This is a genomic window from Vibrio sp. 1180_3, from assembly GCF_029478545.1.
In the GTDB taxonomy this organism is placed as follows: domain Bacteria; phylum Pseudomonadota; class Gammaproteobacteria; order Enterobacterales; family Vibrionaceae; genus Vibrio; species Vibrio aestuarianus.
This window is the reverse complement of the sequence record NZ_SJFM01000002.1, coordinates 92,137-106,400: the sequence shown is the minus strand read 5'-3', so window position 1 is coordinate 106,400 and position 14,264 is coordinate 92,137. Positions and strand designations below refer to the sequence as shown.

General features: G+C 44.9%; 12 protein-coding genes. 5 read left to right on the top strand and 7 right to left on the bottom strand.

All coding sequences use genetic code 11. The features are described from left to right. Positions 1-79: 79 nt before the first annotated feature. Together argB and argC are read right to left on the bottom strand one after the other, a co-directional pair. On the bottom strand, positions 80-874 hold the full coding sequence (argB, locus tag EYW48_RS02065) for an acetylglutamate kinase (RefSeq protein ID WP_261917308.1): 795 nt from the start codon (positions 872-874) through the stop codon (positions 80-82). Between the two features lie 23 nt (positions 875-897). Continuing rightward, the gene (gene argC / locus EYW48_RS02060; RefSeq protein ID WP_176246028.1) at positions 898-1,899 is read right to left on the bottom strand and encodes an N-acetyl-gamma-glutamyl-phosphate reductase; all 1,002 of its coding nucleotides are present in this window, start codon (positions 1,897-1,899) and stop codon (positions 898-900) included. A gap of 156 nt (positions 1,900-2,055) precedes the next feature. Between argC and argE the strand changes: the two genes are divergently transcribed. The 3 genes from argE to EYW48_RS02045 all read left to right on the top strand — a co-directional run bounded on the left by argE (position 2,056) and on the right by EYW48_RS02045 (position 6,963). Then, the gene (gene argE, locus EYW48_RS02055; protein ID WP_261917307.1) at positions 2,056-3,192 is read left to right on the top strand and encodes an acetylornithine deacetylase; all 1,137 of its coding nucleotides are present in this window, start codon (positions 2,056-2,058) and stop codon (positions 3,190-3,192) included. A 236-nt stretch (positions 3,193-3,428) separates the two neighbouring features. Further along, entirely contained in the window at positions 3,429-6,062 is a 2,634-nt protein-coding gene (gene ppc, locus EYW48_RS02050) for a phosphoenolpyruvate carboxylase (RefSeq protein ID WP_172531885.1), read from the top strand. Positions 6,063-6,423: 361 nt separating this feature from the next. Next, the gene (locus tag EYW48_RS02045; RefSeq protein WP_053309580.1) at positions 6,424-6,963 is read left to right on the top strand and encodes a PadR family transcriptional regulator; all 540 of its coding nucleotides are present in this window, start codon (positions 6,424-6,426) and stop codon (positions 6,961-6,963) included. 45 nt (positions 6,964-7,008) lie between these two features. On the opposite strand, the gene cysE is transcribed toward EYW48_RS02045, so the two are convergent. The 5 genes from cysE to epmA form a co-directional block, all read right to left on the bottom strand. Then, complete coding sequence (gene cysE / locus EYW48_RS02040; protein WP_168780560.1) at positions 7,009-7,830, bottom strand: serine O-acetyltransferase; 822 nt, start codon at positions 7,828-7,830, stop codon at positions 7,009-7,011. Positions 7,831-7,922: 92 nt separating this feature from the next. Further along, positions 7,923-8,951: an NAD(P)H-dependent glycerol-3-phosphate dehydrogenase gene (gpsA, locus tag EYW48_RS02035; RefSeq protein ID WP_176246024.1), complete on the bottom strand. Its 1,029-nt coding sequence runs from the start codon at positions 8,949-8,951 to the stop codon at positions 7,923-7,925. A 280-nt stretch (positions 8,952-9,231) separates the two neighbouring features. Then, positions 9,232-9,699, bottom strand: coding sequence for a protein-export chaperone SecB (gene secB, locus EYW48_RS02030; protein ID WP_053309583.1), 468 nt, complete (start codon positions 9,697-9,699; stop codon positions 9,232-9,234). Between the two features lie 168 nt (positions 9,700-9,867). After that, on the bottom strand, positions 9,868-10,302 hold the full coding sequence (locus EYW48_RS02025; RefSeq protein ID WP_053309584.1) for a rhodanese-like domain-containing protein: 435 nt from the start codon (positions 10,300-10,302) through the stop codon (positions 9,868-9,870). Between the two features lie 150 nt (positions 10,303-10,452). Beyond that, complete coding sequence (epmA, locus tag EYW48_RS02020; RefSeq protein ID WP_261917305.1) at positions 10,453-11,427, bottom strand: elongation factor P--(R)-beta-lysine ligase; 975 nt, start codon at positions 11,425-11,427, stop codon at positions 10,453-10,455. Positions 11,428-11,675: 248 nt separating this feature from the next. Between epmA and frdA the strand changes: the two genes are divergently transcribed. Next, positions 11,676-13,490 carry a fumarate reductase (quinol) flavoprotein subunit gene (frdA, locus tag EYW48_RS02015; protein ID WP_053309586.1) on the top strand — a complete coding sequence of 605 codons (1,815 nt, stop codon included), beginning with the start codon at positions 11,676-11,678 and terminating at the stop codon, positions 13,488-13,490. Further along, complete coding sequence (locus EYW48_RS02010) at positions 13,490-14,263, top strand: succinate dehydrogenase/fumarate reductase iron-sulfur subunit (RefSeq protein WP_053309587.1); 774 nt, start codon at positions 13,490-13,492, stop codon at positions 14,261-14,263. The genes frdA and EYW48_RS02010 overlap by 1 nt, the downstream gene beginning before the upstream one ends. Position 14,264 lies beyond the last annotated feature (1 nt).

The following is a 14,264-nucleotide window of genomic DNA, read 5'->3' as shown; positions in this document are numbered from 1 at the left end:
GGCGCTGCGCTTGGCGGTCAGTGCTCTGGGTTACTTCTTATCGAAAGTCGTTATTAAACAACTTACCAAAATTTTTAATTTATGACTGAGGCAAGAATTGTGTACCAATGCTCTCGCCCGCAAATAATTTGCTTAGCTTATCTGGGTAGCGCCATGTAGCGACTTGAATAGGACGACCTAAATCATTGGCGGCTTCTAATGCTGCTTTGACTTTGACGATCATGCCGTCGGTAATCACTTTACCTGCAATCAGTGCAGTAGCCTGTTGCTCATTGAGGCTAGCAAGAAGGTGCCCCTTACCATCCAATACACCACTAACGTCTGAAAGCAGTACCAACTCAGCATCTAATGCGCCTGCCACCGCAACCGCCGCTTGATCCGCATTAATATTCATCATCTGGCCTTCAGCAGTCAGACCAATAGAACTAATGATTGGCAAACCACCAGCAGCAAGAATGGCTTGCAGAATTTGTGAATCCCCAGGTGATGCTTTCCCCACCGCGCCGAGTTCTGGATCCAACTCTTCCACTTTACACAACCCACCGTCAGCCAGAGATAAGCCAACCGCGTTCAAACCATCTTTAATCGCCTGACCCTGTAGCATCTTGTTAGCAGTTCCTGCTAACGCACCAACAATCAACGGAATTTGCTCGTAAGGCGTTACCCGTAAACCGTCTTTTTTCACAGTTTTCAGTTGTAGTTTCGCCATTAGCTCGTCCACTAGGTAGCCCCCACCGTGAACGATGACAATTCGTCGCTGAGCTTGGGCTTGATACTGTGCGATTGCGCCAAACAATTTGCTTAGCGTGTCCGAACAAGACAGCGCTGCGCCGCCTAACTTAATCACTAATGGATTTTGCTTTGTATCTGTCATATTTAACCCTTACGCTTGGTGGCTTACACCAAAGCTGTTAGCTCAGAAAAACCGTAATGAATGTTTAAACACTGCATCGCTTGGCTTGATGCACCTTTTAATAAATTGTCTATCGCCGAGACGACGATAATATGCTCACCTTGTACTCGCCAGCCGAGGTCACAAAATGGCGTAAACTCGACATCTTGAATTCTTGGTAATGTTTGCTTAATTCTGACCGCTGGTTTATTGGCATAAGCCAGCTCAAATGCTTCAATCACTTGCTGCTCAGAGACACCGTGAGCCAGTTTCATGGTGATAGTCGCTAAAATGCCACGCTTAAAATTGCCAAGATGAGGAGTAAAAATCACCTCACAACCAAGATGCGTCGCAATTTCTGGTTGATGACGATGCGTAAATACACCGTAAGGCTGTAAGCTAACTTCGCAAAAGCTATTGGTTAAGGTCGCTTTTCTGCCTGCACCAGTCACACCACTGATTGCGTTAATAACTGGCCACTGGTTACTATCAAGTAGCCCAGCTTCCACCAATGGTTTAATCGCGAGTTGCGATGCCGTTGGGTAACAACCTGCAACAGCAATCAGTTGGCTTTGTTTGATCGCCTCAGCATTCCATTCAGCTAAACCGTAAACAGCTTGTTCTAGCCACTGCGCATGTTTGTGTTCAAAGCCGTAGTAATTTGTGTAGAAATCATCACCTTGAACTCGAAAAGCACCAGAAAGGTCGAAAACCTGACAACCTTGCTCAAGGAAAATCGGCGCCAAATCATGGCTAACCTCATGAGCGGTTGCTAAAAACACCACATCACATTCACTGGCTGCTTTGGCTGGATCAACCAATGGTTGAATCAACATATCCACAACACCCGCAAGCTTGCCATGCAGCTCTGCCATTGGCTTTCCTGCATCTAGACTATTGGCGGAAACATATAAACCTGATAGCGTGAGTTGTGGGTGCTTTTGCACCATGTAAGCCAACTCAGCTCCGGTATAACCGCTAGCTCCGATAATTGTGGTTTTTAACATCTTGTGACATCCAGTTTCAAAGTAAAAAAGATAATTCAAAAATGACTATAAATTTCAGAAAACACCGCTTATTTCGGTTTTTTATTCACACAAAGTGATTTAATATGTGTTTTACCTTCTCGCGATTACTCTGTCAATACTAGGAGCAAAGATAATATGCAATTACCCAGTTTTCTTGAGGTCTATGAAGGCCTGATTTCGACCTCTTCCATTAGCTCCACTGACTCGAGCTGGGATGAAGGTAATGAAAATGTGATTAATAAGATGTCAGAGTGGTTTTCCAGCTTAGGTTTTACAGTTGAAACCATTGTCGTTGCTCCTGGCAAATACAACCTAATCGCGAAAAAAGGCAGCGGTGAAGGTGGATTGCTGCTTGCGGGGCACAGCGACACAGTCCCTTTTGATCAAGGACGTTGGAGCTTTGAACCTCATGCACTGACTCAAGCCAATGATCGTTTCTATGGATTAGGAACGGCCGATATGAAAGGATTTTTTGCATTCATTTATGAAGCAGTGAAGAAGGTCGATTGGAGTAAACAGAGTAAACCGCTGTATGTACTGGCAACGTGCGATGAAGAAACCACCATGCTTGGTGCTCGTCATTTTACTGAGAATGCCCCCTTCCAACCGGATTACTGCATTATCGGTGAACCCACCAGTTTGGTGCCTATTCGTGGTCATAAAGGACACGTAGCGAATGCCATTCGAGTGACGGGTAAATCAGGCCACTCATCTGACCCAGCTTTGGGGGTAAATGCAATAGAGATTATGCACGAAGTGATGTATGCGTTAATGCAACTGCGTGACAAACTGATCAAAGAGTATCATCACCCGGGGTTTGCCATCCCTAATCCAACCTTAAATTTGGGTCATATTCATGGCGGCGATAGTCCGAACCGTATCTGTGGTTGCTGTGAGCTGCATTATGATGTTCGCCCGCTACCAGGCATCAGCTTGGATGGATTAGATAACATGCTGCGTGGCGCACTCAACGAAGTTGCGGCTAAATGGCCGGGCAGGATTGAAATTACCGCATTGCATGAAGCGATCCCAGGTTATGAATGTCAGCATGACCACCCCTTTATCGGAGGGGTTGAAGAGATCTGTAACACACCTGCTGAGACAGTTAATTATTGTACCGAAGCACCGTTTTTACAGCAGTTATGTCCAACGTTAGTACTTGGACCAGGTTCCATAGACCAAGCCCATCAACCTGATGAGTTCTTGGCCTTCGAATTTATTGATCCAACCATCAATGTACTGTCAAAAGCGATGTACAAATACTGCTTCTAAGAACGACATTCTCGAAGATGAAAATATACAGCGCCTTAAAGGGTCCACCTTTAAGGCTTTTTTTGTAATAAAATTTCAGTAATTAATGCAAATTATTCATCAAGACGTCAAAAACCGTAACATAAGCAATAAATGGAAACTTAGTCTGCTTTATTTGACTCGGAAGGGATCTTTTCGCTAGATTGTGTACCTAGCAAGGAACATTGGATGTAATTTTTTTACAAGGCAGGACGACAATGAACGAAAAATACGCTGCGCTCAAAAGTAACGTGAGCATGCTTGGCCGGTTGCTAGGCAATACCATACAGGATGCCCATGGTGACGTTATCTTAGAGAAAGTGGAAACCATCCGAAAACTTTCCAAATCAGCACGTAACGGTAATCAAGCCGACCGAGACAGTTTGGTAGAGGAAATTAAAAACCTTCCTAATGAACAACTCACTCCCGTTGCACGCGCTTTCAACCAATTTCTAAACTTAACCAACATGGCTGAGCAATACCATACTATTTCTCGTCACTGCGAAGAACACGTTTGTGAACCAGATGCCATCAGCTCTCTGTTTACTAAACTTAATCAAAATAAAATCAGCAAACTGGATGCCGCTCAAGCGGTACGTGATCTGAATATCGAGCTCGTTCTCACCGCTCACCCAACAGAAATCACACGCCGTACCATGATCAACAAATTGGTTAAGATCAATGAGTGCCTATCGAAACTTGAATTGAGCGATCTCTCTTTCAAAGAACGCCAAAAAACCGAGCGCCGTTTAGAACAATTAATCGCCCAAAGCTGGCATTCCGATGTTATCCGTAAGCAGCGCCCAACCCCTCTTGATGAAGCAAAATGGGGGTTTGCGGTAGTAGAAAATTCATTATGGCAAGCCATACCAGAGTTCTTACGTGAATTCGATGAGCGCCTGGAAAGTTACTTAGGTGAAGGGCTACCGATTGATGCGCGCCCAGTGCATATCTCATCTTGGATGGGTGGAGACCGCGACGGTAACCCATTCGTTACTCACACTATTACCCGTGAAGTGCTGTTACTTTCTCGCTGGAAAGCAGCTGACCTGTACCTTGGCGACATCAATGAATTAGTCAGTGAACTATCAATGACTAAATGCAGTGATGCATTGCGAGCGCTTGCCGGTGAAGATGAACACGAACCATACCGTGCGATTCTAAAGCGTTTACGTACGCTATTGACTGAAACCACGGAAGTACTTGAAGCGAAAATCAATGGTCAGCAATTGGCACGCAAAGCGCCGCTTCAGCATATCGACCAATTATGGCAGCCGCTGCTGGCATGCTATCAATCACTGCATGAATGTGGCATGGGTGTCATCGCTGACGGTTCGCTACTTGACACACTACGCCGTATCAAAGCTTTTGGCGTGCATTTAGTACGTTTGGATATCCGCCAAGAAAGTACTCGTCATTCCGATGTACTGTCTGAGCTGACACGCTATCTAGGCATTGGTGATTACGACCAGTGGAGTGAGCAAGACAAAATTGCTTTCCTAACTAATGAACTCAGCTCAAAGCGCCCCCTATTGCCGCGTGACTGGCAACCATCAGAGCCAGTTCAAGAAGTGCTCGATACCTGTAAGATTATTGCCGCACAACCTCGTGAAGCCTTTGGAGCATATGTCATTTCCATGGCTCGTACCGCATCAGATGTGCTCGCAGTACACTTATTACTGCAAGAATCTGGCTGCCCTTATCGCATGGATGTCTGTCCACTATTCGAAACATTGGATGACTTAAACAATGCCGAAGCGGTCATCAACCAATTGATGAGTATTGATCTCTACCGCGGCTTTATTCAAAACCATCAAATGGTGATGATTGGCTATTCTGATTCTGCTAAAGATGCAGGTGTAATGTCAGCCGGTTGGGCGCAATATCGCGCAATGGATGCTCTGGTTAAAGTTAGCGAAGAAGCGGGCATTGAACTGACACTATTTCATGGCCGTGGCGGTACGATTGGTCGTGGTGGTGCGCCAGCGCACGCAGCGCTACTTTCCCAACCACCAAAAAGCTTGAAAGGTGGCCTACGCGTAACCGAACAAGGCGAGATGATTCGTTTTAAACTTGGTTTGCCAGAAGTGGCCATTAACAGCTTCAATATGTACGCTAGTGCAATTTTGGAAGCCAACCTACTTCCACCGCCAGAGCCAAAACAAGATTGGCGTGATTTGATGGATGTTTTATCAGAAGTATCTTGTGAGTCATACCGCAACATTGTGCGTGGCGAACCAGACTTTGTGCCTTATTTCCGTCAAGCAACCCCTGAACTAGAACTGGGTAAATTACCTCTCGGTTCTCGTCCCGCCAAACGTAATCCAAATGGTGGGGTTGAAAGCTTACGTGCTATTCCTTGGATTTTTTCTTGGAGCCAAAACCGCCTAGTACTTCCTGCATGGTTAGGGGCTGGTGAAGCGATTCAATACTCGATAGATAAAGGACACCAAGCGCTACTTGAAGATATGTGTCGTGAATGGCCGTTCTTCTCCACACGCTTAGGCATGCTGGAGATGGTGTATTCTAAGTGCAACATCGAAATTTCACGCTACTACGATGAACGCTTAGTCGATGAATCGCTGCGTCCACTAGGTGATCGTCTGCGCACTCAACTCCAGAAAGACATCAAAGCAGTGCTTAATGTGGAAAACAACGAGAATTTGATGCAAAGCGACCCTTGGGGTCTTGAATCAATTCGTCTGCGTAATATCTATGTTGAGCCATTGAATATGCTGCAAGCAGAGTTGCTCTATCGTACCCGTCAAACAGAGACCCCATCGGTAGAATTAGAAGAAGCACTAATGGTAACGATTGCTGGCATAGCAGCAGGAATGCGTAATACAGGTTAAATGGTAGTTTTTTATTCCATAAAAACAAAAAAAGGTCGCATTATGCGGCCTTTTATTTTGACCGAATAAAATTATTGAGAATATTATCAGCTTTTTAGGCATTCACGCCCAAAGTATTCCACTTTATGCTTATTATTTAGATATAATACCGCTCCTCTGCGAAACCATATAAACACAACAAATCGCAGATTGGTATGCGCAATGCGTACTACCTCCTAGGTGATAAACGGCTTTTAAGGTGACACAACCAACATACGATAAGTTGGTGTTGCTTAAACTCAACCAAGATTGATGCCATCAGAAGCACAACAAGAGTTTACGCGATTGGTTTCATCGTTTATTAACCATTTGGATTGAAGACATGTCATTACCACACGTTATCTTAACCGTTCTGAGCACACGCGATGCCACAGGTTACGACATCACGAAAGAGTTCTCAGCTAGCATTGGCTACTTTTGGAAAGCCAGCCACCAGCAAGTTTACCGTGAATTAAATAAAATGGGTCAAAATGGCCTTGTGACTTGCGTATTAGAGCCTCAAGAAGGTAAGCCTGATCGTAAAGTTTACTCCATCACGGATTTAGGTCGTCGAGCATTAGGTGAGTGGTTTGATCAACCGACTGCACACCCGACTGTTCGTGACGAATTCAGTGCTAAGCTTATCGCTTGTGCTGTACAGCCAGCAACGCCTTACCGAGTTCAACTGGGTGAGTTAATCGAAGAGTCAAAGAAATTAGTTGCTCATTACCAAGAGATTGAATCTGCGTACTATGCAACGCCTGCGACCTTAGATAAGCAACAACGTCTTGAACGCCTGACACTGCGTCGCAACCTTTTGCTTCGTCAAGCTTGGGTTGAATGGGCAGAAGAAGTGCTTGTTGAACTTGACGCCATGGCTTAACGCCAGCGATAAAAAAAGGTGATGCAAAAGCATCACCTTTTTTATTTAAATACCATCACCGCCGATAAAGCTTTGCGAGCGACCATTAAACTGCTGATCCATATCTAAAGAAGGCTTGTCAGTTTGCGGACGACCGACAATTTTAGCCGGAACGCCAGCTACCGTGGTATGTGGGGGAACCGCTTGCAGTACCACAGAGCAAGAACCAATTTTAGCCCCCTCACCCACTTCAATATTACCTAGAATTTTGGCACCAGCACCAATCATCACACCTTCACGAATTTTCGGGTGACGATCACCACATTCTTTACCTGTACCGCCAAGTGTCACATCCTGCAAAATCGACACATCATTTTCCACCACAGCGGTTTCACCAATCACAATACCTGTCGCGTGATCCAACATAATACCGCGGCCAATTCGAGCTGCTGGATGAATATCGACCTGACAAGCCACTGATATTTGGTTTTGGAAATAAGTTGCCAAAGCGACACGCCCTTGTTTCCATAACCAATTGGCAACACGATATCCTTGCAATGCATGATAGCCTTTCAGGTAAAGCAGAGGCATCGAGTACATAGAAACCGCAGGGTCACGATTAACCGTCGCGCAAATATCACACGCCGCCGCTTCGGTAATGCTGCAATCAGCGGCAAAAGCTTCTTCAACCACCTCACGTACCGCCATGGCTGGCATCGACGCAGTGTTCAGCTTATTGGCTAATATGTAGCTCAATGCTGAACTTAAGCTATCATGCTTGATGATAGTAGCATGATAAAAACTAGCCAGCATCGGTTCTTGTTCTGATTGCTCACGCGCCTCTTTGACTATCGCTTGCCAAACTTTGAATTTTTCGCAATGTTTCATCGTTGGTTTATTACCCTTACCAATTCAATCCCTAGAGCGTCAATGTAGATTGCCGTGCGATGAGTCTCCTCACCGATACTATGGGCAATGAATTATCGTTCCGCTTTTTTATCGCGTGCCAGCAGATCTTGAGCCGCCATACGTGCGTCTTTACCTTGATACAACACTTGATAGATTTGTTCAACTATTGGCATCTCAACACCCATTCGCTGTGCTAGCACCCATACTTCTTTAGTATTGCGGTAACCTTCAACCACTTGGCCAATTTCTTGTTGAGCAGTATCCACCTCTTTGCCTTGTCCCAATGCTAAACCAAAACGACGGTTGCGTGATTGGTTATCAGTACAAGTCAGTACTAAATCGCCTAACCCAGCCATACCCATAAAAGTTTCCGCTTGGGCCCCCAGCGCAGCCCCCAAGCGACACATTTCCGCCAAACCGCGAGTGATTAACGCTGTACGAGCATTGGCACCAAAACCGATACCATCAGACATCCCGGCTCCAATTGCTATCACATTCTTAACTGCACCACCTAATTGCATGCCGATAAAATCACTATTGGCATAAACTCGAAACGTTTTGCTACAGTGGATTTTTTCTTGCAGCTCTTTCACAAACTGCTCATCAGGCGACGCAACAGAAATTGCAGTAGGCATGCCCATCGCTAGCTCTTTGGCAAACGTTGGACCAGACAATACCGCTAATGAATAATGATCGCCTATCACATCGTGTGCTACATCTTTTAATAAACGTCCCGTTTCCGGCTCCAACCCTTTGGTTGCCCAGCAGATCCGAGAGTTCTCTCTCAAATGCGGTTTGAGACTCTTCAAGACAATACCAAACACATGACTTGGTACCACAACCAATAGATCTCGGCTCGCTTGCACCGCTTTTTGTAAATCAGACTCGATAATTAGTGACGGTGGAAAATCAATATTGGGCAAAAACTCATGGTTAGCACGCTCAGCCTCAAGGCGAGCCATATGCTCAACTTCATGTCCCCAAAGAACAACATTTGCGCCATTACGCGCCAGAGAAATCGCCAGAGATGTACCGTAAGAACCAGCACCAATCACTGTCATTGCAATCTCTTTGCCGTAAATACTTTTAGGATCTGTCATTGTTTCGCCCATTAACTATTAGTGTATTTATTTTATACCTAAACCATTTTCAGTGTTGCTCTTAAACAATTTATAAAATGGCTTAGGTATCATTCTGCTGATGCTGCTTACCATTTATTAGCCTTGGGCAGTCAAACAAACTAAGCCTTGGTAATAAAAATTAAACAGAGACAAATAAAAAATGCACATCGCACCGCCAGTCTTTGGGATGCTTTGTGCATTTTTAATCATTAAGAGCCGTGAAAATAAACCGCCCCTTAAATGCTAACGCTGATAGCGATTAAGCCTCAGCTTGTTCACCTTGAGACGCTTGCTGTTGTAGATAGTTCATAAACAATGCATCAAAGTTAACTGGTGCAAGGTTAAGTTGTGGGAATGTACCCTTAACCACCAAGCTAGAAATAGTTTCACGAGCGTATGGGAATAGAATGTTAGGGCAGAATGCACCTAAACAATGAGCCAATTGGCCTGCTTCCATTTTATCTGCAGTGAAGATACCACCTTGTTGAACTTCGCATAGGAATGCGTTTTCTTCAGCATTTTTTACAGTAACCGTTAGACGCAGCACAACTTCGTATACACCTTCACCAAGCTCACGGCTTTGAGTGTCTAGATCCAGCTTCACATCTGGATTCCACTCTTTTTGAAACATCGTTGGTGAGTTTGGAGCTTCAAAAGAAACATCTTTTAGGAAGATACGTTGAATTGCGAAATTTTGTTGTGCGTCTTGTTGTGCTGCTTCAGCCATTGTTTAATCCTTAAATACTTACAAATTCTGTGTTGTCTTGAGACTAACCGAGCTAATTTTGAATGACTAGATGAACTCACTATTACGTGGAAAACATCACAACTCTTCAGGTTAAATGATGAATTTTCACTCAAGCAAGTTCAATTCTAGAGAACGACTGTCAGTGAATTACTTCTTGCCGCGAACCAATGGTAGGTTAGCTTCATTCCAAGCAACCAAACCGCTTTTCAATAGATTCACGTTTTCAAAACCAGCTTTAGCGAGTAAGTTTGCACTCTCTTGCGCAGTTTGACCCGTTTTGCATACAACAATGATTGGGTCTGACTTGCGATTTTCAAGGCTAGCAAAGTTACCTGCTTTAATATCCGACGGTAAAATGTGAACCGCATCAGTTATATGACCTTTTTTGAACTCTTCTTTAGAGCGAATATCAACAACCACACCATTGTCACGATTCATCAGATAAGTGGTTTGTGCTGCGGTGATTTCTTTGTATGCCGCAGTGGTCGATTTTACGATGCTCATAATTAAGGCAACGAGAATACCTACCCATGCCAAAGATAGAATCATATTTTGTTGGAAAAACTCGATGTACTCTTGCATATGTTGTGCTCTTGCAATGTGGGCTTAAAAACAGACAAGGAGTATAGCGAGGTTGAAGGCATGACGCGAGTGCTTAGACGGCAGAATAAACAAGTGTTGCATTTTTCCTCATTCATCAGGAGTGAATGAAGAAAAATACCGAGATTCAAATTAAGCAATTGGAAATGGGAAAGCCGTCACTTTATCGATGTGATCTTGACCAAGCGCCAACATAATCAAGCGATCAATCCCTAAAGCCACACCTGCACATGCAGGTAAGCCCGCTTTTAATGCTTCAATTAAATGATAGTCAATAGGCTGCTCGGCAAGTCCCATCGCGTGACGTTTTTGGTTATCCGCTTCAAAACGTGCCAATTGCTCTTGTGGGTTATCCAGCTCATGAAAACCGTTAGCAAGCTCAATCCCTTTAAAATAGACTTCGAAGCGATCCGCAACACGAGGATCTTGCACATTAATTTTTGCCAATGCCGCTTGAGAGGCGGGGAAATCATAAACAAATGCGGGCGCTTGTTGACCAATTTTCGGTTCAATGCCGATACTAAATAGCAGCTGTAATAACGTATCTCGGTCTTCTTCTGGCTGCGCAATATCGTTCAGACCAAGCGTACTAGCAACGCGTTTAAGCTCCGTCATCGAAGCATCTAAAGGACAAACACCGAGCACTTGAATAAAGGCTTGCTGATAAGTCATGCGTTCAGCCATCGCACATTGCAGAACAAGCTGCAACAACGTATCCATTTCATCCATAAGATCATGGTGGTTAAACCCAATTCGATACCATTCCAAGAGGGTAAATTCTGGGTTGTGGTATCGGCCGTTCTCTTCATTACGAAATGCTTTATTGATTTGATAAATAGAGCCACTACCCGCCGCCAACAAACGCTTCATATGAAACTCAGGGCTAGTCATAAAATGCAATCGACGCCCATCAGCGTAACCAGGGCCAATAAACTCTGTTTCAAAGGTTTGCAGATGGATATCAGTCACCGTGGCGTGACTCATCGCAGGAGTGTCGACTTCCAGCACGTCTCGCTCATCAAAGAATTGTCGGATCTGCTTGATGAGGCGGGCTCTTTGTCGCAGTTGTTGAATTGATGCGGTTGGCATCCAGTGTTGTTTGCTCATTTTTTGACTGATACACAAGTTGAAGTAAGGCAAATTCTACTCTGCTAAGAGCAAATTCCCAATCCGTACGTGATTATTATCACACAAAGAAAAATAATTATGCTTACACTTGCACTTCCGAAGCAAAAACCTAACAGAATCAATTTTTTCCTAACTAACCTCTTCTACACTAGCAGCACCAAAAGTAAGGCTTATTAGCTTTTAATTATAACAAGCGGAATTTCCGCATCACTCACTGGAGGATAACTGTGCAAATTATCACCACAGATATCGCAGTCATCGGCGCAGGCGGCGCTGGTCTTCGTACTGCAATTGCAGCAGCTGAAGCAAACCCTGATTTAGAAGTCGCTCTGATTTCAAAAGTCTATCCAATGCGTTCTCATACGGTCGCAGCAGAAGGTGGCTCAGCGGCAGTTATCAAGGAAGAAGATAGCCTAGATAACCACTTCAACGATACCGTTGGCGGTGGTGACTGGCTATGTGAACAGGATGTTGTTGAATACTTTGTTGCCAATTCGACGCGCGAAATGGTGCAAATGGAGCAATGGGGCTGCCCATGGAGCCGTAAAGAAAATGGTGAAGTCAACGTACGCCGCTTTGGTGGTATGAAAGTTGAACGCACCTGGTTTGCGGCAGATAAAACCGGCTTCCACATGCTTCACACTCTCTTCCAAACTTCAATGAAATATCCACAAATCAACCGCTTTGATGAGTACTTTGTGGTTGATCTGCTTGTTGAAGACGGTGAAGTACAAGGCCTTATCGCCATTCACATGTCTGAAGGTGAATTGGTTACTATTAAAGCGAAATCTGTTGTATTGGCAACCGGTGGCGCAGGGCGTGTTTACCACTGTAATACCAATGGCGGTATCGTAACAGGTGACGGCATGGCGATGGCTTATCGTCACGGTGTTCCTCTGCGCGATATGGAATTTGTTCAATACCACCCAACAGGCTTACCGGGTACTGGTATTTTGATGACCGAAGGTTGTCGTGGTGAAGGCGGTATTATCGTCAACAAAAATGGCTACCGTTATCTGCAAGATTACGGCATGGGCCCTGAAACTCCCGTTGGTCAGCCAAAAAACAAATATATGGAACTGGGTCCTCGCGATAAAGTTTCTCAAGCGTTCTGGCATGAACAGCAAAAAGGCAACACCATCAAACACCCACTGGGTGATGTAGTGCATCTTGACCTTCGCCACCTAGGTGAAGAGTACTTACAAGAACGTCTACCGTTCATTTGTGAGCTAGCTAAAGCTTACGTCAATGTCGACCCAGCCAAAGAGCCGATCCCAATTCGCCCTACCGTGCACTACACCATGGGTGGTATTGAGACCGATGGTCAATGCGAAACGCGTATTAAAGGTCTATTTGCGGTCGGCGAATGTGCATCCGTTGGTCTTCATGGTGCAAACCGCTTAGGTTCAAACTCTCTTGCTGAATTCGTGGTATTTGGCCGCGTTGCTGGTGAACAAGCGGTGAAACGCGCTGCTGAATTTAAAGGTTGGAACGATGAATCTATCGCTAAACAAGTGAAAGCGGTTGAAGAGCGTATTGCAGCCCTAATGAACCAAGAAGGCGATGAAAACTGGGCTACTATCCGCACTGAAATGGGTCACACCATGGAAGCAGGTTGTGGTATCTACCGCCAAGAAGATTTAATGCAAGCGACGATCGATAAAATCACCGAGCTTAAAGAGCGTTACAAGCGCATCAGCATCAAAGATAAAGGCAAAGTATTCAACACTGACTTGCTTTACGCGATTGAAGTTGGCTACGGCTTAGAAGTTGCCGAAGCGATGGCGCACTCTGCGATTTTACGTAAAGAGTCTCGTGGTGCTCACCAACGTTTGGATGAAGGTTGTACAGAACGTGATGACGTCAACTTCCTGAAACACTCTTTGGCTTTCTACCAACCAGATGCAGCGCCAACCATCGATTACAGCGATGTGAAAATCACCAAGTCACAACCGAAAGCGCGTCTATATGGTGAAGCCGCAGAACAAGCGGCCGCGGCAGAAAAAGCCGCCGAAGACAAACGCGCAGAGGAGCAAAAATAATGTCAGCAAATCGTATTCAAAAAGTAGATATTTTACGCTACGACCCAGAAGCGGATGCTGAACCGCATCTACAAGCCTTTGAAGTACCCTTTGATGAAACCATGTCAGTACTCGACGCCATTGGCTACATCAAAGATCACCTAGATAAAGACCTCTCTTACCGTTGGTCTTGCCGCATGGCGATTTGTGGTTCATGTGGTGTGATGGTGAATGGTGTACCAAAACTGGCTTGTAAGAGTTTCCTACGTGACTACCCGAATGGGGTCAAGATTGAGCCATTAGCCAACTTCCCTATCGAAAAAGATTTAATTGTTGATATGACGCCGTTCATCGAACGTCTTGAAGCGATTAAACCTTACATTATCGGTAACGACCGTAAACCTGAAGATGGCACCAACCTGCAAACGCCAGAGCAAATGGCAAAATACAAACAGTTCGCAGGATGTATCAACTGTGGTCTTTGCTACGCAGCTTGCCCTCAGTTCGGTTTAAACCCTGAGTTCATTGGCCCTGCAGCATTAACACTTGCGCATCGCTATAACTTAGACAGCCGCGACAATGGTAAAGCTGAACGTATGAAGCTTATCAATGGTGATAACGGTGCTTGGGGTTGTACCTTTGTTGGTTATTGCTCTGAGGTCTGCCCAAAACACGTAGACCCTGCAGCAGCAGTAAACCAAGGTAAAGTAGAGTCTTCGATGGATTTTGTCATCGCGATGCTAAAACCTGATGGTTCAACTAGCCATTCAGACAAAGATTCAGGGGAGGCGTAAT